At 36.7% G+C, this 25,736-nt stretch carries 25 protein-coding genes and 1 pseudogene; 10 read left to right on the top strand and 16 right to left on the bottom strand.

From position 1 onward, the window contains the following. Positions 1 to 9: 9 nt before the first annotated feature. From ABN256_RS11390 to ABN256_RS11400, 3 genes are all read right to left on the bottom strand, one after another. Positions 10 to 1,554, bottom strand: a complete 1,545-nt coding sequence (locus ABN256_RS11390) for a methyl-accepting chemotaxis protein (protein WP_196554355.1) — start codon at positions 1,552 to 1,554, stop codon at positions 10 to 12. 149 nt (positions 1,555 to 1,703) lie between these two features. Next, the gene (locus tag ABN256_RS11395; RefSeq protein WP_072068771.1) at positions 1,704 to 2,564 is read right to left on the bottom strand and encodes an SIS domain-containing protein; all 861 of its coding nucleotides are present in this window, start codon (positions 2,562 to 2,564) and stop codon (positions 1,704 to 1,706) included. A 703-nt stretch (positions 2,565 to 3,267) separates the two neighbouring features. Next, a complete protein-coding gene (locus ABN256_RS11400; protein WP_072068772.1) occupies positions 3,268 to 3,873 on the bottom strand; it encodes a LysE family translocator in 606 nt (201 codons plus the stop codon). A gap of 99 nt (positions 3,874 to 3,972) precedes the next feature. On the opposite strand from ABN256_RS11400, the gene ABN256_RS11405 reads away from it, so the two are divergent. From ABN256_RS11405 to ABN256_RS11415, 3 genes are read left to right on the top strand one after another with little or no spacing between them, the layout of a single operon-like run. Then, positions 3,973 to 4,953 (top strand): hydrolase, encoded by a 981-nt coding sequence (locus tag ABN256_RS11405; protein ID WP_072068773.1) that lies wholly within the window; start codon positions 3,973 to 3,975, stop codon positions 4,951 to 4,953. Beyond that, positions 4,950 to 5,171, top strand: a complete 222-nt coding sequence (locus tag ABN256_RS11410) for a YheU family protein (RefSeq protein WP_036933921.1) — start codon at positions 4,950 to 4,952, stop codon at positions 5,169 to 5,171. The genes ABN256_RS11405 and ABN256_RS11410 overlap by 4 nt, the downstream gene beginning before the upstream one ends. A gap of 60 nt (positions 5,172 to 5,231) precedes the next feature. Next, entirely contained in the window at positions 5,232 to 6,101 is an 870-nt protein-coding gene (locus ABN256_RS11415) for a phosphoribulokinase (RefSeq protein ID WP_072068774.1), read from the top strand. An 88-nt stretch (positions 6,102 to 6,189) separates the two neighbouring features. On the opposite strand, the gene ABN256_RS11420 is transcribed toward ABN256_RS11415, so the two are convergent. Next, positions 6,190 to 6,597 (bottom strand): OsmC family protein, encoded by a 408-nt coding sequence (locus ABN256_RS11420; RefSeq protein ID WP_197269801.1) that lies wholly within the window; start codon positions 6,595 to 6,597, stop codon positions 6,190 to 6,192. A 313-nt stretch (positions 6,598 to 6,910) separates the two neighbouring features. Between ABN256_RS11420 and crp the strand changes: the two genes are divergently transcribed. Then, complete coding sequence (crp, locus tag ABN256_RS11425) at positions 6,911 to 7,543, top strand: cAMP-activated global transcriptional regulator CRP (RefSeq protein ID WP_004246872.1); 633 nt, start codon at positions 6,911 to 6,913, stop codon at positions 7,541 to 7,543. Between the two features lie 96 nt (positions 7,544 to 7,639). On the opposite strand, the gene argD is transcribed toward crp, so the two are convergent. The 3 genes from argD to ppiA all read right to left on the bottom strand — a co-directional run bounded on the left by argD (position 7,640) and on the right by ppiA (position 10,491). Continuing rightward, positions 7,640 to 8,854 carry a bifunctional acetylornithine/succinyldiaminopimelate transaminase gene (gene argD / locus ABN256_RS11430; protein WP_349439480.1) on the bottom strand — a complete coding sequence of 405 codons (1,215 nt, stop codon included), beginning with the start codon at positions 8,852 to 8,854 and terminating at the stop codon, positions 7,640 to 7,642. A gap of 117 nt (positions 8,855 to 8,971) precedes the next feature. Then, the gene (locus ABN256_RS11435; protein WP_196554357.1) at positions 8,972 to 9,547 is read right to left on the bottom strand and encodes an aminodeoxychorismate synthase component II; all 576 of its coding nucleotides are present in this window, start codon (positions 9,545 to 9,547) and stop codon (positions 8,972 to 8,974) included. 374 nt (positions 9,548 to 9,921) lie between these two features. Next, a complete protein-coding gene (ppiA, locus tag ABN256_RS11440) occupies positions 9,922 to 10,491 on the bottom strand; it encodes a peptidylprolyl isomerase A (protein WP_072068777.1) in 570 nt (189 codons plus the stop codon). A 270-nt stretch (positions 10,492 to 10,761) separates the two neighbouring features. On the opposite strand from ppiA, the gene yihA reads away from it, so the two are divergent. Then, positions 10,762 to 11,394, top strand: coding sequence for a ribosome biogenesis GTP-binding protein YihA/YsxC (yihA, locus tag ABN256_RS11445; protein WP_109408929.1), 633 nt, complete (start codon positions 10,762 to 10,764; stop codon positions 11,392 to 11,394). Positions 11,395 to 11,545: 151 nt separating this feature from the next. Here the strand turns inward: yihA and spfP are convergent, their stop codons facing one another. After that, positions 11,546 to 11,593, bottom strand: a complete 48-nt coding sequence (gene spfP, locus ABN256_RS19230; RefSeq protein WP_438361642.1) for a small protein SpfP — start codon at positions 11,591 to 11,593, stop codon at positions 11,546 to 11,548. A gap of 286 nt (positions 11,594 to 11,879) precedes the next feature. Between spfP and def the strand changes: the two genes are divergently transcribed. Together def and ABN256_RS11455 are read left to right on the top strand one after the other, a co-directional pair. Further along, positions 11,880 to 12,398: a peptide deformylase gene (gene def / locus ABN256_RS11450; protein WP_072068779.1), complete on the top strand. Its 519-nt coding sequence runs from the start codon at positions 11,880 to 11,882 to the stop codon at positions 12,396 to 12,398. A 169-nt stretch (positions 12,399 to 12,567) separates the two neighbouring features. Then, on the top strand, positions 12,568 to 13,026 hold the full coding sequence (locus ABN256_RS11455; protein ID WP_349439481.1) for a hypothetical protein: 459 nt from the start codon (positions 12,568 to 12,570) through the stop codon (positions 13,024 to 13,026). Positions 13,027 to 13,078: 52 nt separating this feature from the next. Here ABN256_RS11455 and polA read toward each other — a convergent pair whose 3' ends face one another. The 4 genes from polA to ABN256_RS11475 form a co-directional block, all read right to left on the bottom strand. Next, positions 13,079 to 15,877 (bottom strand): DNA polymerase I, encoded by a 2,799-nt coding sequence (gene polA, locus ABN256_RS11460; protein WP_349439482.1) that lies wholly within the window; start codon positions 15,875 to 15,877, stop codon positions 13,079 to 13,081. 639 nt (positions 15,878 to 16,516) lie between these two features. Next, a complete protein-coding gene (dsbA, locus tag ABN256_RS11465; protein ID WP_072068781.1) occupies positions 16,517 to 17,140 on the bottom strand; it encodes a thiol:disulfide interchange protein DsbA in 624 nt (207 codons plus the stop codon). Between the two features lie 20 nt (positions 17,141 to 17,160). Continuing rightward, a complete protein-coding gene (locus tag ABN256_RS11470; RefSeq protein ID WP_349439483.1) occupies positions 17,161 to 18,156 on the bottom strand; it encodes a serine/threonine protein kinase in 996 nt (331 codons plus the stop codon). Between the two features lie 14 nt (positions 18,157 to 18,170). Next, the gene (locus ABN256_RS11475; protein ID WP_196554361.1) at positions 18,171 to 18,440 is read right to left on the bottom strand and encodes a YihD family protein; all 270 of its coding nucleotides are present in this window, start codon (positions 18,438 to 18,440) and stop codon (positions 18,171 to 18,173) included. 220 nt (positions 18,441 to 18,660) lie between these two features. Between ABN256_RS11475 and mobA the strand changes: the two genes are divergently transcribed. Together mobA and mobB are read left to right on the top strand one after the other, a co-directional pair. After that, positions 18,661 to 19,245, top strand: a complete 585-nt coding sequence (gene mobA, locus ABN256_RS11480; RefSeq protein WP_196554362.1) for a molybdenum cofactor guanylyltransferase MobA — start codon at positions 18,661 to 18,663, stop codon at positions 19,243 to 19,245. Positions 19,246 to 19,256: 11 nt separating this feature from the next. Beyond that, the gene (mobB, locus tag ABN256_RS11485) at positions 19,257 to 19,787 is read left to right on the top strand and encodes a molybdopterin-guanine dinucleotide biosynthesis protein MobB (protein ID WP_196554363.1); all 531 of its coding nucleotides are present in this window, start codon (positions 19,257 to 19,259) and stop codon (positions 19,785 to 19,787) included. Between the two features lie 43 nt (positions 19,788 to 19,830). Here mobB and ABN256_RS11490 read toward each other — a convergent pair whose 3' ends face one another. Further along, positions 19,831 to 21,492 (bottom strand): alpha-glucosidase, encoded by a 1,662-nt coding sequence (locus ABN256_RS11490; protein WP_196554364.1) that lies wholly within the window; start codon positions 21,490 to 21,492, stop codon positions 19,831 to 19,833. A gap of 216 nt (positions 21,493 to 21,708) precedes the next feature. Here ABN256_RS11490 and ABN256_RS11495 point away from each other — a divergent pair, with 216 nt between their 5' ends. Continuing rightward, entirely contained in the window at positions 21,709 to 22,689 is a 981-nt protein-coding gene (locus ABN256_RS11495; RefSeq protein ID WP_196554365.1) for a LacI family DNA-binding transcriptional regulator, read from the top strand. A gap of 62 nt (positions 22,690 to 22,751) precedes the next feature. Here the strand turns inward: ABN256_RS11495 and ABN256_RS19235 are convergent. From ABN256_RS19235 to ABN256_RS11510, 3 genes and pseudogenes are all read right to left on the bottom strand, one after another. Next, a pseudogene (locus ABN256_RS19235) lies at positions 22,752 to 22,892 on the bottom strand (Fic family protein); the annotation flags it as partial. Between the two features lie 283 nt (positions 22,893 to 23,175). Next, positions 23,176 to 23,673: a RidA family protein gene (locus ABN256_RS11505; RefSeq protein ID WP_072068788.1), complete on the bottom strand. Its 498-nt coding sequence runs from the start codon at positions 23,671 to 23,673 to the stop codon at positions 23,176 to 23,178. Between the two features lie 44 nt (positions 23,674 to 23,717). Beyond that, entirely contained in the window at positions 23,718 to 25,139 is a 1,422-nt protein-coding gene (locus ABN256_RS11510) for an NAD(P)/FAD-dependent oxidoreductase (RefSeq protein ID WP_196554366.1), read from the bottom strand. Between the last annotated feature and the right edge of the window lie 597 nt (positions 25,140 to 25,736).

A 25,736-nucleotide genomic window follows, 5' to 3' on the forward strand; every position in this document is an offset into this window, starting at 1 on the left:
AATTACAACTTAATGGAATACATTAATTGCACTGACTAAGTAATTAGTTTGTACTTTCATTTCACCTGAAATCATTGAAGCTTTAGAAACGTAGTTAGCATTTTCATGCGTAATCGATTCCAATTTTTCAACTGCACGGCCTAACTCCTTTAGTCCCGCACTTTGTTCTGATGAAGCAAGACTAATTTCACCAATTAAATCGGTCACATTTTTGACATGTACGACAATATCCTCCATCGTACTGACCGTCTCATTGACTTGTTTTGAACCAACTTTGATATTACTACTTGAAGCACTAATCAATTTTTTGATCTCTTTAGCTGCTTCTGCACTGCGTTGTGCTAACTCCCTCACTTCAGTCGCTACCACAGAAAAACCACGCCCTTGTTCGCCTGCTCTAGCAGCTTCTACTGATGCATTCAATGCAAGGATATTGGTTTGAAAAGCAATGCTATCAATTACACCAATAATATTGCTGATCCGCTCTGAACTTTTCGCAATATCATTCATAGTATTGGCAATATTATCCATTGCATTACCTCCCTTTATCGCCGCATCACAGGTGATATTAGAAAGGTTATTTGCCTGCCCCGCAGTTTCACTATTACTACTTACCGCTGTAGTAAGCTCATTCATCGTAGATGCTGTTGCTTCAACATTACTGGCTGTTTGTTCCGTTCTTACATATAAATCACGATTACCCGCTGCGAGTTGATCACAAGAAATATCGACTTGATGAATTTGATGACTTACATCATTCACTAACCAACGGAACATTCGCCCTAACTGATTAACTGAACGCTGAGTCATCCCGATTTCATCAATACGATTAAGGTAAGCAACGTTATGTTCGTCTCCTGTTGCAACTCGATTAGCATGTTTATTTAATTGAATGATGGGTTTAACAATTTGAAAATACAGAATGCGCTCATTTGCCATTAGTAATAATAGTAAAACAACGACATGCATCAAAAGAGCATAGCTGGATAGGCCAGAAAACCATGCGCTTAACAACATAAACGGTAGAGGGAATAGAATAAAAAGCCGAAGGCGTTTTTTTAATGAAATAGTTTGATTCCATGAGCGCCAACGTTGCCATCCCTTATAAACAAAAGCACCTTTTAAAAAGGTGTGAGAAGGATATTTACCTTGATTAAATGCATCATAAAGTGCTGAAGCTTGTGCTATTTCCTCTTTTAGTGCACAGGTTCTGACCGACATAAAACTTTGAATTTTACCGTGACGAATAATAGGCGTGATATTGGCCCTTACCCAATAGTGATCACCATTTTTACGTCTATTTTTAACGATCCCAGTCCAAACTTCGCCTTGTTTTAAGGTTCTCCACATATCCTTAAAAACATCTGAAGGGATATCAGGATGCCGGACAATATTATGGGGTTTTCCCACTAGTTCCTCTACTGAAAACCCACTGGCCTCGACGAAGTCCTCGTTGGCATAAATAATATTGCCATCAAGATCTGTCGTCGACATCAGTGTTGCGTTTTCAGATACCGGGTATTCTCGCTGTGTCACCGGTTGATTGTTACGCATTAGTTACTCTCCTCGACATTGAAATTAAAATATCTCAACAAAAAAACACTGCCTAAATAACTATCGTTTCGGCCATTGGGAGAATAACTTTAGTAATAAGTGTAAATACCTACCTTTAAATATTAATTTTTTGAATCAGTTCAAAATTTTTAATTATCTAGGCTATTAATTAATGCCTGAGAACTTAGCACTAATGTCTTCGCACATTCATCACGTTTCTTTAATAACGCCATAAAAATAAGATCTGTTATTGTATTTTGTGCAGTGCGAGATGAGATTGAGGCACTTCTCCACTCTCCTTCATCCGCAATTGTTTCTAATATATAATCAGAAATTCTGCCTAATGGTGAGTGCTTTTCTCCTGTAATAGCAATAATTTTTGCTCCCTGTTTTTTAGCAACAGAGGCTGCCACTAACATGTCTTTTCGTTTTCCACTATAAGAAATAACTATTTGTAAGTCTTTTGAACTTAACATTTGAGCAACAGATATTTGGACATGATGATCCGTTTCAATAAGTGTCGTGATGCCGATTTTTTGTAATTTATAACTTAAATCTCTGGCCACCAACCCAGAACCACCAATACCTATAATTTGAACACGTTGGGCTTCATCAATAAGCTGGATCACCTTTTCAAAATGAAAATAATTAATTTGGCGAGTTGTATCACTAATAGAATTATTTTTTTCTTGTGCCAGTTTTTGTGCAATAACAACTAAACTATCATCAGAACCTATTTGATTATGTAATATGCTAGTATTTTGCCCTGTACCTGCATTTTTCCGGCCTAGCTCTTCACTTATTGCAAGTTTCAAAGATGGAAAACCTTTGAATCCTATTTTTTGACTAAACTTAACAATAGCAGACTGACTAACACCCGTAATTACAGCTAATTGCTGTGATGAAAGTGTCACCATCTTTTCAGGATTATCTAAAATATAATCTGCTATTTTACGCTGATTTGTAGCCATACCTGGTTTGATCCAAGCAATTTTTGTTAATGTTGGCATAATGACAATATCCACTTCGAGTACTATATCGTTATATATGGGATCATTCTTGATAAAGAGTTTGAAACCTAAAGCTATTTAGGTTTTTAGATAAAAACAAATAAAAAAATAGAACATAAACAATGAATTATAAAAAGTAATATTATTATTAAAATACTTACTTTTATAATAGGTTTATAATTATCTTTTTTATCTGCTTTTCTTCATTAACCACGATATTCTATAATACTTAATTTGTTTTTTTTCCAATTTTTAATAATAATTTATTCTTTTTGGTCAATAAGAGAATATAAATTCAATCTATATATATTCAATAATATTGCGTTTTTAAACGCTTTTATTAAGTTATAACAATAAAAAAACACACTAAAAACATATATACAATAAAATTTTCTTTAATTACAACCAGTAAAGAGGAATAAATAATTCCTATTCGCGAGAATTATTTTTCACTTTAAAGTATAAATTTAGATAAATGAAAATGTTAAATAATCACGTTTATATAAAATGAGGAAGTTTTATTCTCACATTATATAAAAGAGCACTTTAACATAAATACCCGTGATAACAGGCGATCATAGATCTCTCTTTCACTAGATTAATACTCTTTTTTTGATGGGTGTTTAGAACAATCATGTCAACTAAACTTAAAAAAGCATTATTTAAATCAAAATAATTAAGTTACTCATTGATTTATAGTTATTTATTCAATCCAAATCAAAGGAACACAGAGCGCTGTTAATAATCCCATTGAAATATTAAAAATAAACCAAGACCTTCTGCTTTGTAAAAATAAGCTGATTAAAGTTCCCCCTAAAATCCAAACAATGCCTGCAACAAAATTCACTATCACCATCACAATGCTCATCGCGATAATTGAACTAAAATAGGCATCACCAGATAAACTAAAGCTTCCAACTGCCCCTAATCCCATCATCCACGCTTTAGGATTGAGAAATTGTAATAATCCACCTTGAAACCAACTTACTGCTTGTGGCGTTTTTGCAGGGATATCTAAACGTTGATAAGATGATGTTGCTGTTTTCCAAGCAAGCCAAAGTAAGTATGCACTCCCGATTATCTTTAATCCTATATGCAATGCAGGATAAATAATCAGTAATGCAGCCACACCAAATGCCGAGCTAAGTAAAACACATTGCATTCCCAGCATAATACCCGCCATAAGCTTTAATGAGCCTTTAAAACCGACATTAGCACCTGATGAAGTAAGTAATAAGTTGTTGGGTCCAGGTGTGATAGCAGCAATAAACAAGAAAATAGTTAAAGAAAAAATAAGGCTAATTGTCATAGCGAGCGCTCAAAGATGTGACAGATGTTTTATTTTCACCGAAAATAGCAGTATGTTATTTAGCAAACAAGTGTTAATTCATTTTGATAGACGGAAAATATGTCTCAATACTTTAATCCAATGCGTTGGGCTAAAAATCCACATTTACAAACGCTTTTACCACGAATAGTGCGTAGAACACCACTATTAACGCCTTACTGGCAACGACTAAACCTTCCTGATAATGATTTTGTCGATTTGGCATGGAGTGAAGATCCTAAAATGGCTCTCGATAAGCCAAGGCTAGTTATCTTTCATGGTTTAGAAGGAAGCTTTAGCAGTCCTTATGTTCATGGCATGTTATCAGCAGCAAAAGAGAGAGGCTGGTTAAGTGTTGTGATGCATTTTAGAGGATGCAGTGGCGAACCCAATAGACAAAAACGCATCTATCACTCAGGTGAAACCGAAGATGCTCGCTACTTTTTAAATTGGCTAAAAAAGGAATTTGGTGAACAGCCAACAGCGGCTGTTGGCTACTCTCTTGGAGGTAACATGCTCGCTTATTACCTTGCTGAGAGTGGTGAAAATGCCGTTGTAGATGCAGCTGTTATTGTATCAGCACCATTAATGTTAGAGCCTTGTTCAGCTAAAATTGAGCATGGTTTTTCCCGTTTTTACCAATGGTATCTATTAAAAGGACTAAAAAATAACGCAACACGCAAGTTGATCCGCTATCCTGAATCATTGCCAATTAGTTTGTTGACAATAAAATCCATCAAAAAGCTACGCCAATTTGACGATCTGATTACCTCTAAAATTCATGGGTTCAAAGATGCCCTTGATTACTATCGTCAATGCAGTGCTTTGCCTTTATTAAATAAAATAAAGAAAACAACACTGATTATTCACGCTAAAGATGATCCTTTTATGTCTGCGGATGTTATTCCTGATATCACAACACTACCGAATAATATTGAATATCAACTTACTGAATTTGGCGGGCATGTGGGTTTTGTTAGTGGCAAGCTTTCTAAACCCGTGATGTGGCTTGAAAATCGAATACCTGACTGGTTGTCCGCTTATTTGGAGAAAACCAAATGATAATACCTTGGAACGAACTTTCCACTGAGACACTAGACAATCTTATTGAAAGTTTCGTTTTACGAGAAGGCACTGATTATGGTATCCAAGAGAAGACGCTAGAACAAAAAGTCGCCGACGTAAAAAAACAACTTAAATCCGGTGAAGCCGTGTTAGTTTGGTCAGAACTTCATGAAAGCGTCAATATTATGCCTGCATCGCAGTTTCGCTCTGATTGATCACCCAGAGCGCAATATCGCCACCAATAAGGGCTAACCTTATTTGCAAAAGGATAATCTATGTCAGTCAAACATCCTATCATCGCGGTTACTGGTTCAAGTGGAGCAGGAACGACTACCACGAGCCAAGCTTTTCGTAAGATATTCCAACAACTTAATGCACATTCTGCTTTAATTGATGGAGATAGTTTTCATCGCTATACTCGCCCTGAAATGGATATGGCGATAAGAAAAGCCAAAGAGCAAGGGCGACATATTAGCTATTTTGGCCCTGAAGCAAATGATTTTAGCCTACTGAGTTCCACATTCAGCCACTATAGCGAAACAGGACAGGGCCAATCACGTAAATATTTACACTCTTATGATGAAGCGACGCCCTACAATCAATTACCAGGAACTTTTACACCATGGGAATCATTACCCAATAATACCGATGTACTCTTTTATGAAGGATTACACGGAGGTGTTGTCACTGATGAACATGATGTCGCACAGCATGTTGATTTATTAGTGGGTGTTGTCCCTATCGTTAACCTTGAGTGGATACAAAAACTTATCCGAGACACAACTGAACGGGGTCATTCACAAGAAGCCGTAAGAGATTCAGTGGTGCGCTCAATGGATGATTATATTAACTATATCATTCCGCAATTTTCGCGTACTCACATCAACTTTCAACGAGTCCCTACCGTCGATACATCAAACCCATTCTCAGCTAAAGCTATCCCAACTCTTGATGAAAGTTTTATTGTTATTCGCTTTAGAGGCTTAACTGATATTGATTTTCCTTATTTGCTGGCAATGTTGCATGGCTCATTTATGTCAACAATAAATACGATTGTGGTGCCTGGTGGAAAATTAGGATTAGCGATGGAATTAATTATGGCGCCATTAGTCAAAAAATTATTAAATGGCGAAAAGATCAGTTAACAAAAATAAACTCTATTTTTATAAAAATAATATCCCCTTATTTAAGGGATATTATTTCCTGATTAAAATTTATTTTAAAATATCAAATTTACTCAGTATCTTTTATTTCAAATGAATGTGTAATATTAGCTGCTTTTCCTAACATTAAAGAGACGGAACAATATTTTTCTGCAGATAATTGAACAGCTCGCTCAACAATTTTATCTGTGAGTTCTTTACCTGAAACAATAAAATGTAAATTGATATCAGTAAATAAACGAGGGGCTTCTTCGCGACGCTCTGATGTTAATTTCACTTCGCAATCAGTGACTTGATGTCGCCCTTTGCGTAAAATACTAACGACATCAATCGCACTGCATCCCCCCGCAGCAATTAAGACCATTTCCATTGGGCTTGGTGCTTTATCGCCAGAGTTCCCATCCATCATTATTTGATGACCTGATGAAGACTCACCAACAAAAGATAAATCTTCAACCCACTTAACTCGTGCTTCCATTTATTTTCCCTCTAAACATGACAGAAACTAAAAGAGTACATTCTCATAATTCAACTAGCAATTAGCAAATAGGTTTATTATGCTGACTGCGTAAAACGAGACTTAATGCACTAATTGTGTTAAAAACAATATCTGCTTGATGATAGTGGTTAAGATCAATGCATTATTTTCTCATTTATTATAATCTACTCCATATTAACTTACCGTGTTCTCAGGAAGTTAATAGGTCAAGATAGGATTTTTAAGCACGCTGTCTCAAAAGGGAGTCCATCCGTTTTGAAAGGCTGCATTTAACGTACAGAGGATAACGCGAATGGTTCTCGGCAAGCCGCAAACAGACCCGACTCTTGAATGGTTTTTGTCACACTGCCATATTCACAAATATCCATCCAAGAGCACGCTGATCCACCAAGGTGAGAAAGCGGAAACACTTTATTATATTGTTAAAGGTTCCGTGGCTGTTCTTATTAAAGATGAAGAAGGGAAAGAAATGATCCTCTCCTACCTGAATCAGGGGGATTTCATCGGTGAACTTGGATTATTTGAAGAAGATCAAGAACGTAGTGCATGGGTTAGAGCAAAAACAGCCTGTGAAGTAGCAGAAATTTCCTATAAAAAATTCCGCCAATTAATTCAGGTTAACCCTGATATTCTGATGCGCCTGTCAGCTCAAATGGCGAACAGATTACAAACCACATCAGAAAAAGTAGGTAACCTTGCTTTCCTTGATGTAACAGGTCGTATTGCACAAACCTTACTAAACTTAGCAAAACAACCCGATGCTATGACGCATCCTGATGGCATGCAAATTAAAATTACACGTCAGGAAATCGGTCAAATCGTTGGTTGTTCACGCGAAACTGTAGGCCGTATTCTGAAAATGTTGGAAGATCAAAACCTGATCTCTGCACACGGTAAAACAATCGTCGTTTACGGGACTCGCTAAGTTTCCCCGCCCGAACAAACAATAGCCCGATACAAAGGGCTATTGATAAAAAGATCTGTATAAACCCCATTCTTGTGATGGGGTTTATAATAAGGACTATTCTTTTACAAACTCCGCAATAGCCGCTTTTAATGCTACCATTCCTTCTTGTAGCTCTTCTTGGGTAATAATTAATGATGGCGTAAAACGCATAACATCAGCGCCTGCATTTAACATCATTAAACCATGCTTTGCAGCTAATCCTAATAGTATTTTGGCTTTACCTTCATATTGTGGTGCGAGTTGTGCACCGATCAATAATCCTTGTCCACGGATTTGCGAAAAGACGTTGTAGGTTTGGTTTATTGCCGTGAGCTCATCTACAATCCATTGATAACGCTTTTCTACACCCTCAAGTACCTCAGGCGTATTAATTAAATCAAATGCGACATTGCCCACTGCACAAGCGAGTGGATTACCTCCATAAGTTGTACCATGAGTCCCTAAACCCATTGCAGAAGCTATCTCATGTGTTGTTAACATCGCACTGAGAGGGAAACCACTTCCTAGTGCTTTTGCGGTTGTAATAATGTCTGGTATCACATCATAGTTCATATAAGCGAAGAGCTTACCTGTACGCCCCATACCTGTTTGTACTTCATCAAGAACAAGTAGGGCTTGATGCTTATCGCACAGCTCACGTAGCCCTCTCATAAACTCAGGTGTTGCCGCCGTTACGCCACCTTCACCTTGAACTGGTTCTAGTACAACGGCACAAGTGTGATCATCCATTACCGCTTTAACCGCATCTAAGTCATTAAAAGGAACGTGCACGATATCTGCAGGCTTAGGACCAAAACCATCTGCATATTTAGGCTGCCCACCGACAGATACTGTAAACAGTGTTCTGCCATGAAATGCATGATGAAAAGCAATAATTTTAGTTTTATAAGGACTATGGCGAGTGATGGCATAATGACGAGCCAATTTAAATGCGGCTTCATTCGCTTCTGCACCTGAATTAGCAAAAAAGACACGTTCCGCAAATGTGTTATCTATTAATTTTTGCGCTAAACGTAATGCAGGTTCATTAGTAAATATATTGCTAACATGCCAAAGCTGCTCACTTTGTTCTTTCAAGGCTTGATTAAGGCCAGGATGAGCATGCCCCAGTGCTAAAACAGCAATACCACCAGCAAAATCAATATACGATTTTCCCTGCTGATCCCAAACACGGCTACCCATTCCTTTGACAGGAATAAACTCTGCGGGTGAATAAATTGGCAACATTACTTGATCGTAAGTTGCCCGGTTGATACTTTGCTTTGTCATTACCCCACCTGATCGTTATTCATATTCAATATGAAAATATAATCACTAAATATGAATAAAAAATCAAATGTGGTTTTGTATAAAAAGGTGTTATTTCGCTATTTAAATACTATCCTATTAATATTTAAGAAAATTATTTAATAACTCATGCCCTTGTTCACTTAAAATACTTTCTGGGTGAAATTGAACCCCTTCAATTGGAAGTGTACGATGGCGAATTCCCATAATTTCATCAACATTTCCATCATGTTGGCTCCATGCCGTTACTTCAAAAGGCACTGGTAACGTCGTAGCATCTATCACTAAAGAGTGATAGCGCGTTACACTTAAAGGGCGATTAAGTCCTTTAAAAACACCTTGTTGGTTATGATGTATCAATGAATTTTTACCATGCATAACTTCTCGTGCTCTGATAACAGATGCACCAAAAGCTTGTCCTATTGCTTGATGTCCAAGACAAACGCCAAGAATAGGGATTTCACCGGCAAACCGCTGTATAGCCTCAAGAGAGATCCCTGCTTCATCAGGAGTACAAGGTCCTGGCGAGATAACAAGATGTGCTGGCATCATCTTTTCTATCTCTTTAAGGTCAATCTCATCGTTACGCTTAACAACAACCTCAGCACCCAATTCACAGAAATACTGATAGAGGTTGTAGGTAAACGAGTCGTAATTATCAATAAGTAACAGCATATTAGCCTATCCGACTGATTTTCTTATCATTATCTATTTTATTACTATTTTAAAGCGAGTGTATATTTGCCAAAATAGCTCGTTGTTTAACCGACTTGGGTACAACAAAGCCGATTATCATAGCACAGGTATAAAATATGAATAGTAAGCAAGAAAATCTGCTGATTTATTGCGCAATAACAATAATGACGGTAATTGATGATGAAGACAGTGATTAATAGTGTAATGAATACTTATTGCAGGAGATCACACGAAAAAACAGACGATAAAAAATATTTTTTTCGTACTAAAAATCCCGGAATGAATACTTCCATTCCGGTTTATATGCATTTTATCTTATTAGAATACGTAAATATCCTATCCTAATAATGCGTTTATTCTTTTACGACTTCAGCAGATAAAATAGTAACCGTTTTTACTGGCACATTTTGGTAAGGACCGATATTGCGGGTTTGTGCTTGTGAAATTTTATCAACCACATCCATACCCTTTACAACTTTACCAAATACGGCATAACCAAAATCACGTTGCCCGTGATCTAAAAAGGCATTATCAGCCACATTAATAAAGAATTGGCTGGTTGCACTATCTTTATCCGACGTACGTGCCATAGCAATAGAGCCTTTTACATTACGTAACCCATTATCTGCTTCATTTTTAATAGGTGCTCTGGTTTGCTTTTGTTGCAAATCAGCGGTGAAACCACCGCCTTGAACCATAAAACCGGGGATAACACGATGAAAAGTTGTGCCGTTATAGTATCCATCTTCGACATACTGAATAAAATTTTTCGTTGTTATTGGGGCTTTTTTATTATCCAGTGATATTTCAATATTGCCTTCAGAGGTGACTAATTTAACGAAGGTTTCTCCCGTTGCCATTGCAAAAGTCGCTGTTGTTAAAGTGCAAGCGGTAACGAAGGTGACAAGAAAACGTTTTAACATGCAGGGATCCTTTACTTTAATAGTCTACAACTTACTTAATATGCAGGGATTCTAATTCGCTGAGGTAAATAGTGCCAATCATTTACCTTTATTTACGCTTAATAAGTCTAATTACGTCATAACAGAGTAAATTTTAATTTTTAAGCTCTGTTATAAGTCATTAAATTGCGCCAAAATAGAGCAAATAGATATTTTAGATATTCTTTCTCACGCAGAATTGAAATGAGTATGCATGAGAAGCCGCATTATTTCAGAGAGGTTTATACCATAATGGCCCAATTTAATTACCAAAAAGCACATTTCATCATCAGTGCGCCTGATATCCGCCATTTACCACCAGATACAGGGATTGAAATTGCCTTTGCGGGTCGCTCTAATGCCGGTAAATCCAGTGCTTTAAATGCATTAACCCAACAAAATGGGTTAGCAAGAACCAGTAAAACCCCAGGTCGTACTCAATTAATCAATCTGTTCCAAATTGAAGAGGGTTTACGCTTAGTCGATTTACCTGGCTACGGTTATGCTCAAGTTCCTGAAGAAATGAAGCGCAAATGGCAACGTTCTTTAGGCGAGTACTTACAAAAAAGAGAGTGCTTAAAAGGTGTGGTTATTTTAATGGATATTCGTCATCCACTAAAAGACCTCGATATGCAAATGATTGACTGGGCTGTTGAGTCTGAACTTCCTACACTCGTCTTACTGACTAAAGCCGATAAACTGGCATCTGGTGCCCGTAAACAACAATTGATGAGTGTACGTGATGCACTAGCAAGTAAAGTCGGTGATATTCGTATCGAATATTTTTCATCATTGAAAAAAATTGGTATTGATAAGCTACGTAACACACTTAATGAATGGTACTCAGGCAAAGAAGAAGCGCCTGTAAATGACAATAACGTTTAATCTCTTCTTTTTCCTATCCAGAAACTGACTATTCTTTTATTGATTAGGGGAAAATTACCTTTCCCCTTTCACTTCTAGCATAAACCACTTCAGCAAATTTTAGGCAAAAAAATGCCCCAGTCGAAATAAAGTCGACTGGGGCAGCTAATATTCAGCTAAATCCGATTACGTGAAGTAAAAGGTCTGAAAGATAGAACATCTTACCTCTGTACCCTACGAGAGATAATGTACTCTATTTTATTGGTTAATAAAAGCCCTTTTGTAATTTTTTTTCACATGCAGACACGATTCAGCTACGTCTTTATGTATTCAAACCATAAATAAATGTAGTTTAATTACATAATTATGAGACTTTAATCACCTAGATGAATATGATTAAAATTAGAACAAATCACACAAAAGGTGCGGTTTCTCCTTAATGATTTTGTGATACGCTTACCGCGAGACCGTAGTAAATATGTAATTAGCGATAAAATGAGGTATCCATGGCTGTATTAACGCTGCTGCGTTTTCCCGATGAGCGTCTGCGCAGAGTTGCAGTACCAGTGGAAAAAGTAGATAACGAAATACGCACATTAATCGATGACATGATTGAAACCATGTACGCAGAACGAGGTATTGGCTTAGCGGCACCTCAGGTTAATGTATCTAAACGCATTGTTGTTATTGATGTTTCTGAAAACCGAGATCAACCGATTGCCCTAATCAATCCTGAAATTATCAGCACTGAAGATGAAGTGATGGATATGATGGATGGGTGTCTATCTATTCCTGATTCTTTTGCCCCAACAGAGCGTTACCGCTTCTTAAAGGTGAAAGCATTAGATAGAAATGGTGATGAAATTGAACTTGAAGCCTCCGATTTGTTTGCAGGCTGTATTCAACATGAGTTAGACCATCTTGATGGCAAACTCTTTATTGACCATTTGTCTCCGTTAAAACGCCAACGTATTGAGAAAAAACAGAAGAAATTAAGCAAGCTGATCGATTCACAAGTTGCTTAATTATTCACTTATCTCTTTTTCACATTTTGATAAGTTTTGACATAAAAAAGCTCGGCAATTAACCGAGCTTTTCTTTTTCCTACCTTAATACAGATAAATTCTCGCTGTTTTTCTTGCCATCACTTATACAATAAATATAAATCTTATTAGCACATCAATTGAGGTAAAAATGGAAAATAGTCAATTTATGGATTTATGTGAACAACTCAAAGCAGCTGGTGCAACAAACCCAAAATCATGGGCAAATAGTGAATTACAAGAAAATATTCCACAGTTTGCACGCTTCCTTGTGTTAAAAGGACTCACCGATATCTATCGTGATGTTGAGGAACATATCAGTGAAATGGATATTTACTCTGATGAGGCCACCGAGATATATCAAAAACTAGCGTCCCAATTTGATAAACAAGAACTTAAAGAATTACTCCATGCCTATGGTAAATCAATTATTGGTAAGGTGATTGGTATGCTTGATGAAGGCTATCTTTATAGTGTTAATGACAACGTAGGTTGGTCTTTGATGGAACTTGATGACACAGGCACAACAACAGGCAGGCTAATCCAAGGTTTGCACGAAGATTTTATTGAATTTGAAGGATCAGCGCTTACTCCTGACACTAAAGCTTAAACAAGAAAAGGCACAATTCTGTGCCCTTTCTATTAAAGAATAATATTAAAAATTAATGTGCTTCATCCCAGTTATTACCCACACCCACTTCGACTTTTAATGGAATAGCTAATTCCATACTACCTTCCATCAATTTGTGGATCATGGTGTTTGCTTTCTCTAAATAAGATCCTCGCACTTCAAACACTAATTCATCGTGTACTTGCATGATCATATGCACATCATCAGGGCATTCATTACAAATCCAATGATCTACGGCAATCATTGCTTTTTTGATGATATCAGCAGCAGTACCTTGCATTGGTGCATTAATAGCCTCACGTTCTGAAGCTTTACGACGAATTGCATTCTTTGAATTAATTTCAGGTAAATAGAGGCGACGACCATCCAATGTTTCAACATAGCCTTGCTCAGAAGCTTGTTTACGAGTGCGCTCCATATAATCCAATACGCCAGGATAGCGCTCAAAATAGAGATCCATATAGCGTTGAGCTTCTCTTCTCTCAACACCAATTTGTTGAGATAAGCCAAATGCGCTCATGCCATAAATAAGACCAAAGTTGATCGCTTTCGCACTACGACGTTGTTCAGAGGTCACTTCCTCTAAAGGTATGCCAAACACTTCAGATGCGGTTGCACGGTGAATATCTTTACCTTGAGCAAAAGCATCTAACAAACCTTTATCTTGCGATAAATGCGCCATTATCCGCAACTCAATCTGTGAATAGTCGGCTGCAACAATTTTAAATCCTTCACGTGCAATAAAGGCTTGGCGTATACGGCGCCCTTCTTCATTTCTCACTGGAATATTTTGAAGATTAGGATCTCGTGATGACAAACGACCGGTTGCCGTCACAGCTTGATGATAAGAAGTATGTACACGCTTTGTCTTACTATTCACCATTAATGGTAATTTATCAGTATAGGTAGATTTTAGTTTCGCAAGTCCGCGATGTTCTAAAATTAAACGTGGTAACTCATGGCTATGCGCTAACTCTTCTAATACTTCTTCATTCGTCGATGGTGCCCCTTTCGGGGTTTTCTTGATAACAGGTAATTGCAGTTTATCAAATAAGATTTCTTGTAACTGTTTAGGTGAAGAGAGATTAAATTCTTGGCCAGCTAGTGCAAACGTTTCTTTTTCAATTTCAGCTAAACGTTGTGTGATTTCTTGAGATTGAACGGCTAAAACTTGAGCATCAATTAATACTCCTTTGCGTTCCATTCTAGAAAGCACAGGTACTAATGGCATCTCAATATCGCGGTAAACATGTTTAAGCGGTTCAATAGCTTCTATTTGAGGATACAGCGCTTGATGGAGTAATAAAGTGATATCGGCATCTTCAGCTGCATATAGCGTTGCTTGTTCAACCTCAATTTGATTGAAAGTTAGTTGCCCTTTACCTTTACCCGCAATTTCTTCAAACGTGGTAGTTTTATGGTTTAAATGTTTTTCAGCTAGCGTATCCATATCATGACGATTACTAACACTATTTAGCACATAAGATTCCAACATCGTATCAAAATGGATACCGTTTAACTCGATGCCTTCATTTTCCATAATACCACGGTCAAATTTCAAGTTTTGCCCAATCTTTAAGATATTTTTATCTTCTAAAATAGGCTTTAATGCTGTAAGAACATCATCCACAGGAAGTTGGTCTGGTGCATCTAAATACTCATGACGTAACGGGATATAAGCCGCTTTACCTGGCTCTATCGCAAACGACATTCCAATTAAACGCGCATCAATATTATTTAAGCTGTCAGTTTCTGTATCAAATGCAAATGCGGGGGCTTTTTTAAGAAGCTCAACCCAGTGCGCTAAGCTTTCGTGCGTTAATATCGCCTCATAATTCTCTTGTGTGATCACAGGAAAATTAGCCGATATAGATGCTTCTTTGGGTTTTGCGACGTCAGAGCTATAAGGCACCGCAACTTTATGAGTGCTACGTTGTGCTAACCAGCCACCATTTTGCAGATCACTTATCCAGCGTTTAAATTCATAACGCGTGAACATCTCTAATAATTGATCTAAATTTGGCTCATTAACCACTAAATCATCAAACGTTTTATCGAGTTCAACATCCGTTTTAATCGTTGCCAGCTTATAAGAAAGTTTTGCCACTTTCTCATGCTCCGCCATTTTAGCGCCAAGTGTTTTAGCACCGCGGAAACTCAACGTTGCGATATTATCAAGCTGTTGATAAATATCGTCTAAACTACCAATACCTTGTAAAAGCCCTAATGCAGTTTTCTCACCGACACCAGGAACTCCTGGAATGTTATCTGATGAATCCCCCATTAATGCAAGGAAATCAATAATCAGTTCAGGAGGGACGCCATATTTTTCTTTAACTTCATCGGGACCTAAAATAACGTTGGTCATAGTGTTAATAAGCGTGATCTTTGGCGTCACTAACTGCGCCATATCTTTATCACCTGTGCTTATTAGGACATCACGTCCGTCAGCAGCAGCTTTTAGTGCCAGTGTTCCAATGACATCGTCTGCTTCCACACCTGAAATAGATAACAAAGGTAAGCCCATTGCTTGTACCATTTCATGTAAAGGCGCTATTTGTTCACGTAAATCATCCGGCATTGGAGGACGGTTAGATTTATATTCCTCATACAATTCATCACGGAATGTTTTACCTTTAGCGTCAAACACAACCGCAACATGGCTTGGTTTATACTGTATTATCAAACTACGTAACATGTTCAACACGCCATACATCGCACCAGTTGGTTCACCTTGACTATTAGTTAGCGGTGGAAAAGCATGATAGGCGCGATAAAGATATGAAGAGCCATCTACAAGGATAAAGGGGTTTTCTGCTATCTGGACCATAATCTGTTCATCATTGTTCTGAGGTTCGTTGATATGACTAGAATGCCACATCACAGCCCAATAGACGAATATTACCTGTTCTTAAATGTGGAAATTCGGCGTAAAAGGTCAATTATTTATTGTTAACAGAACTTAACCGAAAAGAATAAGTGCTAATGATAACTTAATATTAATTAAAACAAATTTTAATCAAAAGCCCTTTCTATTAATCTATTCTTAATTAAAAATAAAGGCTAAAAATCACATTGACAACTTTGTTTAAAAACGATTTAGGATAGTGTCATTGATTCATCATTAATATTAACGTTCATATTAGTGTCACTTTTTTCCCATTAAGATTTCAACTATCCAACAAACCTCACAATAACCTGTGGATAACTCTGTGAGTAGTTTTTTAATTCTCTCTATATTAATAAGTTACCTTTCTTTTTACTTTATTAACACAATTAAAAAATCAATCACTTAGCGAATTTATTAAGATATTATAATTTAATAAAAACATTTTTCATTAATGTGGATAGTTATATTATGACAAATTTATGAAAGCAAAAAAATAGCACTCTTATTTACTGAGTGCTATTTTCCATATAAAAACTATATATTTTTACTTAATCCATATAAGAAAGAATTAAGCCTATACTATTTTTTTAACAATAATTGATTCACAATATCAGAATATGTTTTCGCATATTCTTCTGGTGATTTAGCACTAATACCATCATTTTTCATCTTGTATTTACCACCAACGATCATAGCTGGCACGCCATTAATTTGGAAATCAGCGACAGCATTTTGTTGTTGGCTCACTAAGGAATTAACGACGAAGCTATTCATTGCCGCATCATAGTCTTCGCCTTTAACACCAGCATTAATAAAAGTATTGCGGATATCATCAACAGAACGAATAGATTGAGTTTCTTGGATACCTTTAAATAAAGCAGGAGAAACTTGATCTTCAACACCTAATGCCATTGCCACAGCCCAAGAACGGGTCAAGTCCTTACCTAAAGGCCCTAAAAAATCAACATGATAGCGAACCATATTGGTATTTTCTGGTACGTTCTTTTCAACAGTGCTATTGACTTTATAGACTTCAGAAAACTGGTAACAATGTGGGCAATAAAAAGAGAAAAACTCAACAACGTCCGGCGCTGCATTAACAGTTTTGGAAAGATTAGTATATTGTTTTCCTTCAGAAATATCTGCAGCAGATACACTGAATGCTAACACCATACTTGCTAACGCCAACCAAATCTTTTTCATGTTTCATCGTCTCCTAAGAATTAATACATTGGGCTAAGTTGTAAAGGAGACTCATTTAATTGCTCCACTTGTCCCTTGAATAAGGCTAATTGTTTAAACCAAAAATCTTGTTCTTGAAACCAAATAAAAGCTCTTGGAAAGGCCGGATCATTCCAGCGCTTTAATACCCATGCGAGATAATGCACCATTCTCATCGCTCTTAGCGGTTCAATTAATGACAATTCTCGTAAATCAAAATCTTGGTATTCATAATAAGACTCAAGGATTGTATCTAATTGTATAATTTGCTCTTGCTTTGAACCATTTAATAACATCCAAAAGTCTTGTACTGCGGCTCCCATTCGAGAGTCATCAAAATCAACCATTACAACTTCATCACGCCACAATATATTACCGGGATGGCAATCCCCATGTAGTCGTAATATTTGCCATGTGGAGTCTTCTATTCGGGGACTCACTTCATGAATAAGTTTATCAATCACCTCAATAAACTGAGACCTGAGGTTATTAGGAATTAATGCACTATTTTCAAATTCTAATTTTGGTGCCATCAGATATTCTGCAATAGAAAGGGTTGGGCGATACTGATAACTCTTTTTTCTACCTATTTGATGAATGCGCCCTAATGTGCGTCCTACTTCTTCTAGTTGAAATAAGTTATCCGTTTCATATGCCCTTCCACCAATACTAGGAAATAATGCAAAATAAAACCCGTCATCAGAAAGATGGACTGTCTCATTATGAATGATTAAAGGGGCTGCAACTGATACTTGAGCTTCCTTTAGTGCTAAAACAAATTCATGTTCTTCTTTTATTTGCTCATATGACCAACGCTGAGGGCGATAAAATTTCACCACATAACGCTGTCTATGTTCATCCATAAATTGAAAAACACGATTTTCATAACTATTTAATTCAGTTAACCCTGATTCAGGATAAAAACCGATTTTAACTAATGCATCCCAAATGTTATCAGGTGAAAGTCCCTGAAAATTAAATGAGGCAGATATTTCCATTTTCTATCCTGAACTTAATCTTTAATTACACCGCGGGCGCGTAAAATAGCGGTTTTAAAATCTTCTTCGTAATCTTTTTTTAGTCCTGGTATAACATCTGTTGGTGCTGAATCTCGCATTTTCAGATGGTAAATCAAAATATCATCAGTCAGATCAGATAATTGACCTTTAAAACCCGCTTCATTAGCCAGTTTCTGCAATAATTGAATTAAGTTTAAATCAGAATTCTCTTCCCAAACTGGATGCAGTAATTCCATAACTTCATTAAGACGGTGACATTTCATACAAAAAATCCTTATTATTAATGACAACAACAAAGTACCAATTATTATCTGATAGAAAAAGGAAACCTCTGTCAATATGCGTAAAGATTACGCTTTTTTGATAAAAATTGCTGTTGCTTTATATGAAATCTCACTAAGTCGAGACTTTTTATTAGTATATCGTCTTTGCTTGATAAAAATCGTTCGTAAATTTTAGCCAATTTATTCACAAATATTGAATATGAAAAAGAAGAATATTACAGGTGGCATACTCGCTGGAGGCCAAGCAACTCGAATGGGCGGCGCGGATAAAGGGCTACAAATTCTGCATGGACAACCTTTATACCTCCACATTGCCCAAAAACTAGCTCCCCAAGTTGATGGCATATTGATTAGTGCTAATCGAAATCTAGAGCAATATCGCCAAAGCCAATATCCTGTTATTACTGATGAAATAGAAGGATTTTCCGGCCCCTTGGCCGGTATGCTGACACTATTAAAGCAAGCATCCACACCTTGGGTTGCCTTTGTGCCTTGTGATGTGCCTTATTTTCCACTCAATTTAGTTGAGACACTCTATGAACAAAAAGGAGAATCTTTGGCTGTTTATGTTGATGATGGTGAAAGAGAGCACCCTACACTAGCACTATTGAATCGTAGCATTATTCCTATGCTAGAAGCCTATTTAGCACAAGGTGATCGAAAATTAATGCTGTTTATGAAACAGATAAATGCACACCCCGTTTTATTTGCTGATCAAGCCAGTGCTTTTATTAACTTAAACACCCCTGACGATATTGCAAAAGCCAACCAATTAAAAAAATAGGAGTGAAAAATATGGCACAGCTCGACTTACCTCTTTTAGGGATCACCGCATGGAGTGGAACCGGTAAAACCACACTACTCAAGCAACTTATCCCACAATTACGCAAAAAAGAAATTCGTGTAGGAATGATAAAACACACTCATCACGATATGGATGTGGATAAACCTGGAAAAGACAGCTATGAACTCAGAAAAGCAGGTGCCGACCAGACATTAGTTGCAAGCCAACAACGCTGGGCATTAATGACTGAAACACCCGAATTACCTGAATTGGATCTTTATTATCTTGCCTCTCGCTTTGATGCCAGCAAATTAGATTTGATTTTAGTGGAGGGCTTTAAAGGTGAAACTATTCCTAAAATTGCCCTTTATCGCCATATTAACGAGCGTAATTTTAATGAGTTACTGGATGAACATGTAATTGCTGTCGCCAGTGATTGCAATTTGAATATTGATTTTCCACTATTAGATATCAATAACCCAGAAGCTATCGCACAATTTATTGCAGATTGGCTGAAACGCATTAATCATAAAGCGCCATAAAAGGCGCTCTATTTTTCAGTGAGTATCTATAACAACTCATTGGCTACTCATTAAAAATAATAGCCTGATAAGGTTGAAGAATAAGATGCCCTTGCACATCTTCAACTATTGAACTGTTATGCAGATAAATCTGTTTCGCTTTAAGCGTCAGTGATTTTTCATCTCCACTAAAATTACAGTAAATATTGACTGATTTATTTTGATAAGTACGCTTAAAGGCAATTACATTTTCAGGCGAGAATAAAGGTGAAAACTCACCATAAATTAAAATATCGCTGATTTCTGAATGGCGTCTTAATGCAATTAATTGTTGGTAATAGGCAAAAAGAGAGTGCTTATCTTCAGTCTCTTGCTCTGCATTAATCTGCGTATAATTAGGATTAACTTTTAACCATGGTTTGCCTGTACTAAAACCCCCATTAATATCACTATTCCACTGAAAAGGCGTTCTTGAATTATCACGACTGCGTTCATTAAAATATTCAATAATTTGCTTATCGCTATAACCTAATTTCTTGCCCCACTCGTGTAATTTAAACACATGTAAATCATCATGCTCTTCCAATGTCATCGGGCAATTTGTCATACCGATTTCTTGCCCTTGATAAATAAAAGGCGTGCCCCGTTGCGTTAATAAAAACGTTGCTAACATTTTGGCACTAATGGGGGTAATCGCACCTTTAGGGAGAAATTTATTTAATGAACGAGGCTGATCGTGATTTTCTAAATAAGGTGCTCCCCATCCTACTCTTTGAGTATCTAATTGGCTTTTGATAAATACAGGTTTTAATCTTTCACCTGTAATGGGATTAATTGTAAATGGCTTTTCATTGCGGATATCTAAATCGGCAATGCTAAAATCAAATACCATGGAGAAATAACCATTTTCGCCGACATAGGCTCGTAAATCTTTTTCTGGCACATCAATTTCTGCAACCGTCATACTGTTCGCAGGCTTAAAAGTATTCTCAACTAATTCAGTTAAAAACTTATCAATTCCTGGTTGATTCAGAACCCAAGGCACTAAAGAAGCGGAACCATCATCTTTATCAGGTTCAAATTGATATTCAGATAATGCTTCAGGGGATTTTTTTAAATTACCAATCGCATCAATACGAAATCCAGCAACACCTTTTTTGATCCAGACATTTATCATATCGATAATATCTTTACGTAATTGTGGATTTTCCCAATTTAAGTCCGGCTGCTCTGGGCCAAATGAATTAAAATACCATCGGTCAGTATTTCCTACGCGGCTCCAAACAGAGCAATCGAAATAAGTACGTAAATTATTAGGCGGAGTCGGTTTATCCCATTGTTTAAAAATATAATAATCCGCATAAGGGCTATTAGGATCTTCGATTGCTGCTTTAAACCAAGGGTGTTCATCTGAAGAGTGATTTAATACTAAATCTAATAGAATTTTAATATCACGTTTTTTAGCTTCATTGATCAGTTTATCCAATACCTTATTATCACCAAAAATAGGATCAACAACAGAATAATCAGCAATATCATAACCGTTGTCTTTCATAGGTGATTTAAAAATAGGACATAACCAAATAACATTAGTGCCTAGTGATTGAATATAATCTAATTTTTCTGTGATCCCTGCTAAATCCCCAATACCATCACCATTACTATCGTAATAACTTTTAGGATAAATTTGATAGACCACTGCTTCTTTCCACCAATTATTAGACATATTCACCTCACCAAGGTAATCACTATATATGGAACTGTTCCATATTTAATATAAGATACTATAGGCACTAAAATAGCGGATAAGGTAATTAACATACTAAAATGTGAAATAGCTCATACTAAAAAAACACAATTACCTCATTAAAGAGGATTTTGTCTTAATCAGATTAAGATATATTAGACAATCAACTAATTGAAAGGAGCAACAGCATATTCAATGGCCGGGATCCGTGATGTCGCAAAAAAAGCTAATGTCGCCGCAAGCACTGTTTCAAGAGCGCTAAATAACAGTGGCTATGTTTCTCAAACGGCACGAGAAAAAATAAAAAAAGCGGTAGAGGAATTAGATTATATTCCCGATACCTGGCTAAGAAATTTATATCAACAAAAGAGTGCTGTTGTTGGCGTCATTATTAATAGCCTTGAGTATCCTTATTTTGCAACAGTAACTCGTTTTATTGAAAATAAACTCGCCGAGAAGGGCTATAGCATGATGTTATGCGCAACACAAAATAGCAAAGTACGCGAACGTATATTTTTTGATATGCTCAAACGAGGCCAGATTGACGGTATTATTGCAGAGTATCTACTATTGGATGACAGAGAATATCAGCACATTCAAAAACCAGTAGTAACACTTGACCGTCATCTTCTTGATATTCCATTGGTTTGTTCTGATCACCATACTGGTGGTCGATTAGCCGCAGAACATCTTATTCAAAAAAGTTGCAAAAAAATCCTCTACATCGAAGATAATTCCAGCTATTTATCTTCCACACCCTCTTATCAAAGTTGTGTAGCGTTTAAAGACACATTACTTCAAGCTGGTATTACGCCTATTCCTGCAAAAGTAAATTGGAAAGAAGAAGAGAAAGATTACTTCCATACATTTGCGACAAAAATACTGACACAACATCCCAATATTGATGCTATCTTTGCTGCTGATATTCCCGCGATGGCATTATTTAATGAAGCAACCAGACGAAATATTGCCATCCCAGAGCAATTGAAAATCGTTGCTTACGACGGAAGCCCTTGGCTAAATCAAACGCTGCGCCAATTAACCTGTATTGAACAGCCCTTTGAACAACTGGCTGAAAAAAGTGTAGAAATAATTAGTGCATTAATTGAAAATAAAGAAATAACAGATAACGTCTCTGTTATTCCAGTGAAGTTTATTCAAGGTGAAAGTAGTTAGGACTTATATTATGAAGCCAATTATTCTCTTATTGCCTCTAAGTTAGAGAGGCAATAAAAATGTTATTGATTTAACTCTTGTAGTAATTTTGTATTGAGATACAGTTTTTCACGACCAACACTCATTTCTTCCAATACACCAATTTCAACTAATTGCTTGAGATATACTGATGCAGTTTGGCGTTTAGCTATCCCCTGTTGAACAGGAATTAACTCCCCCGCAGTTTTCAACTCAGCAATTGCCGAACGCGCATTGATGCACGCTTTTAATATTTCTCGCGTTTCAATGAGTTCCAGATCTGGAGGTAAGAGTGGGAGATCGTTATAGGGTATTTTAGGAGACCAGCTCATATGTTTATAAAAATCAATTTTATCGACATATCACCATAACATATCGATACCATAAAAAAATGCCAAAGAAAGTTTCCCCTCTTTAGCATTTTATTTGATTATGTTTTACGTCGAAATAGAGTAAAAACTATCGTTCTTATTTTGCAGGACGAACAGCGATAACTTCAATTTCTACACGCCATGCAGGATTCGCCAGTTTATAAACTTGGAACGCTGAGCGTGCTGGCAGTTGATCAGTCTTTGAAGCATCATAGAACTTAGAGTAGCCGTTCATGAAACCTTTAAAGTCCATAGTGCCATTATTTTCTTCACCACCAACTAAGAATACTTGCATCTTAACAACGTCTTTCATATCAAGGCCAAGATTATTCAAGTTAGTTTTGATTTGCTCTAAAACATTAATGGTTTGTTCTTCTGTATTACCATAAGAAGCTAATTCACCTTCTGGTGCATTTGCTGATTTCTTAGTAGGGACTTTACCACTTAAGAAAACCAGATTGTTGCCTGCATTAATTTCAACTGCTTCTGAAATAGGCATGCCGTCTAATTTATGATGCACAACATTCTCCGCTGCATTTGCGCTTGCTACACCAAAAATAAAAGGTAGGGCAACAAGTAAACTTTTATAGCGCATGAAAACTCCTTAATATGTTTAATTTACAGTAAAACAAGGGGTTATTACTTCTTAAAGCGATCCATACTAAATGGTGTTGGATCAATAACGGGTTTCTTACCTGTTACAATATCAGCAGTCACTTCACCTGCTGCTGGGCCTTCAGTCATACCCCATACAGTCGCAGTATTGATAACCAGACCTGGGTATTCTTTGACCTCAGAAATAATCGGTAACTCATCAAAGGTTGGGCTCACAACTGCTCCCCAACGTTCAACGACTTGTGATTTTTCAAATACTGGGAATTCCGTTTTCATTCTTTGGAAGACCGCATCTAAGTGCTCAGTATTTTGTGTTGCTGTTGCAATACGATATTGTTCGAACGGTGTTTTTTCATCTAATTTCCAAGAGGTTGCCATCTTGAATGAATTAAATAAGTCTTCACCGATAGAAAATTCTAATGGTAGCTCACCGCCACCAAGCAGGTGCATAAATTTAGGCCCTAACAAGAAGCTATCTTTGACGATAGAGCTTGTGAAGATACGTGGAGCAACCGCATAAGTTCCATCAGCTTGTTCGCGGAAGTGAATACCATTTGGTAAATGCACATTACCACGAGGTGCGCCAGGTACACCAGATACACGTTGTTGTGATAAGTAAACATTCAGCGTTGGAATATCAATGCCCATGTTCCCCATAAATAAACGTGACCAAATACCACCAGCAAGAACAACATGAGATGTTCTAATTGCACCTTTTTCTGTTACAACATCAGAAATTTTACCACCAGCAGTTTCAATGCCTCTTACCGCACAATTGGTGTAGATTTTCACGCCAATTTGCTTAGCGTAACGCGCTAATGCTGGTGTTCCTGTTTCTGGATCAACAGAGCCTGAATCTTCTTCAAATGCGGCAACAGTCCATGGTGTTTGTGCACCAACAAGGCGGTTTGATAACTCTTCACCTTTAATAATGCGAGTATTTAATGGTGTATCAAATCCTGCAGATCCTTTTGCTGTTTTGATCCATTCTTGGGCTTTATCAAACGCTTTTTCATCAGCAAGTGCTTCTACGCGGCCTTGTGTACGATAACTGGTATCTGCACCAATTTTCTCATTCATGCCACGCCATAAGATTTTCCCGTAATGATGTAATGGGAAAATTTCTGGTGATGTTTGATAACTAATAATTTGGCTGTATGCTCGGCCTGATTGTTCACCGCCAATCTCGCCTTTTTCTAAAATAGTGACACTCATGCCACGTTCTGCAAGGTTGATAGCGGTCATGATGCCTTGAATACCACCACCAATAATAACAGCATCAGACTCTTTAGGTAGAGCTCCTTCGGTACCTTCAACAAACGATGCTCTTGATTTAGCTTCAACGAATTTGCCATCACGGCGAACCATTGGAACTAGCGCAGCACCACCGGCTAAAACACCCGCAGCACCAACACCTAAAAGCAGCTTTCTCCTTGAAATTTTCATCTTCTACCTCAGTAATGGATTTACCATTTATATTTATAATGTTATTCGTTTATTTCTTTAAAGTTGAATAATACCATAGTTCATTATAATGTTAATAATTATAATTATTTGTTAATCATTTACTAGAATAATAATATCCATAGATACAATATGGTTACTTTAATCGTTTTTTCTCATAGAAACTCATCATTTATTGAATTACCCACAAAAGAAAAATAACCTTATTTATTGATAAATAAGGAAATTCATATTGATAGAATAAATTATTAACAGAAAATATAATTGTTTAAATAATTAACATTTTGATACAAATGATGAAGATACTCTGTAAATTACTGTTTACAAAACAAGCTAAAGCACCGCACGATTACATAAATAAAAGAGTCAATAATGACTATGTAGTCACTTTTCTTACAAAATGGATAATTTCACTTAATGTCGGGTTTATTCATCAATATGTAGATGAATATGCTGTTGTGGAAATGTAGGTGGCTAAATACAAAATAAGATGGGATAAGAAAGAGATTGAATAAGCTTTGAAGGAAAAAAATATTTGATACAGAAAAACCACAATAAAAAAGCTAGAGCGTAAACTCT

It is taken from the genome of Proteus sp. fly-1008, from assembly GCF_040140305.1.
Lineage (GTDB): Bacteria > Pseudomonadota > Gammaproteobacteria > Enterobacterales > Enterobacteriaceae > Proteus > Proteus vulgaris_B.

Excerpts from the sequence above, each read along its gene's own strand:
- ABN256_RS11470 (WP_349439483.1), bottom strand. The coding sequence starts at position 18,156 with ATGGAAATATCTGCCTCATTTAATTTTCAGGGACTTTCACCTGATAAC.
- mobB (WP_196554363.1), top strand. The coding sequence starts at position 19,257 with ATGGCACAGCTCGACTTACCTCTTTTAGGGATCACCGCATGGAGTGGA.
- ABN256_RS11405 (WP_072068773.1), top strand. The coding sequence starts at position 3,973 with ATGTCTCAATACTTTAATCCAATGCGTTGGGCTAAAAATCCACATTTA.
- polA (WP_349439482.1), bottom strand. The coding sequence starts at position 15,877 with ATGGTCCAGATAGCAGAAAACCCCTTTATCCTTGTAGATGGCTCTTCA.
- ABN256_RS11495 (WP_196554365.1), top strand. The coding sequence starts at position 21,709 with ATGGCCGGGATCCGTGATGTCGCAAAAAAAGCTAATGTCGCCGCAAGC.
- ABN256_RS11410 (WP_036933921.1), top strand. The coding sequence starts at position 4,950 with ATGATAATACCTTGGAACGAACTTTCCACTGAGACACTAGACAATCTT.
- ABN256_RS11455 (WP_349439481.1), top strand. The coding sequence starts at position 12,568 with ATGGAAAATAGTCAATTTATGGATTTATGTGAACAACTCAAAGCAGCT.
- ABN256_RS11390 (WP_196554355.1), bottom strand. The coding sequence starts at position 1,554 with ATGCGTAACAATCAACCGGTGACACAGCGAGAATACCCGGTATCTGAA.
- ABN256_RS11490 (WP_196554364.1), bottom strand. The coding sequence starts at position 21,492 with ATGTCTAATAATTGGTGGAAAGAAGCAGTGGTCTATCAAATTTATCCT.
- ABN256_RS11415 (WP_072068774.1), top strand. The coding sequence starts at position 5,232 with ATGTCAGTCAAACATCCTATCATCGCGGTTACTGGTTCAAGTGGAGCA.
- mobA (WP_196554362.1), top strand. The coding sequence starts at position 18,661 with ATGAAAAAGAAGAATATTACAGGTGGCATACTCGCTGGAGGCCAAGCA.
- def (WP_072068779.1), top strand. The coding sequence starts at position 11,880 with ATGGCTGTATTAACGCTGCTGCGTTTTCCCGATGAGCGTCTGCGCAGA.
- ABN256_RS11400 (WP_072068772.1), bottom strand. The coding sequence starts at position 3,873 with ATGACAATTAGCCTTATTTTTTCTTTAACTATTTTCTTGTTTATTGCT.
- ABN256_RS11420 (WP_197269801.1), bottom strand. The coding sequence starts at position 6,597 with ATGGAAGCACGAGTTAAGTGGGTTGAAGATTTATCTTTTGTTGGTGAG.
- ABN256_RS11505 (WP_072068788.1), bottom strand. The coding sequence starts at position 23,673 with ATGCGCTATAAAAGTTTACTTGTTGCCCTACCTTTTATTTTTGGTGTA.
- ABN256_RS11510 (WP_196554366.1), bottom strand. The coding sequence starts at position 25,139 with ATGAAAATTTCAAGGAGAAAGCTGCTTTTAGGTGTTGGTGCTGCGGGT.
- argD (WP_349439480.1), bottom strand. The coding sequence starts at position 8,854 with ATGACAAAGCAAAGTATCAACCGGGCAACTTACGATCAAGTAATGTTG.
- ABN256_RS11435 (WP_196554357.1), bottom strand. The coding sequence starts at position 9,547 with ATGCTGTTACTTATTGATAATTACGACTCGTTTACCTACAACCTCTAT.
- ABN256_RS11395 (WP_072068771.1), bottom strand. The coding sequence starts at position 2,564 with ATGCCAACATTAACAAAAATTGCTTGGATCAAACCAGGTATGGCTACA.
- dsbA (WP_072068781.1), bottom strand. The coding sequence starts at position 17,140 with ATGAAAAAGATTTGGTTGGCGTTAGCAAGTATGGTGTTAGCATTCAGT.
- crp (WP_004246872.1), top strand. The coding sequence starts at position 6,911 with ATGGTTCTCGGCAAGCCGCAAACAGACCCGACTCTTGAATGGTTTTTG.
- yihA (WP_109408929.1), top strand. The coding sequence starts at position 10,762 with ATGGCCCAATTTAATTACCAAAAAGCACATTTCATCATCAGTGCGCCT.
- ppiA (WP_072068777.1), bottom strand. The coding sequence starts at position 10,491 with ATGTTAAAACGTTTTCTTGTCACCTTCGTTACCGCTTGCACTTTAACA.
- ABN256_RS11475 (WP_196554361.1), bottom strand. The coding sequence starts at position 18,440 with ATGAAATGTCACCGTCTTAATGAAGTTATGGAATTACTGCATCCAGTT.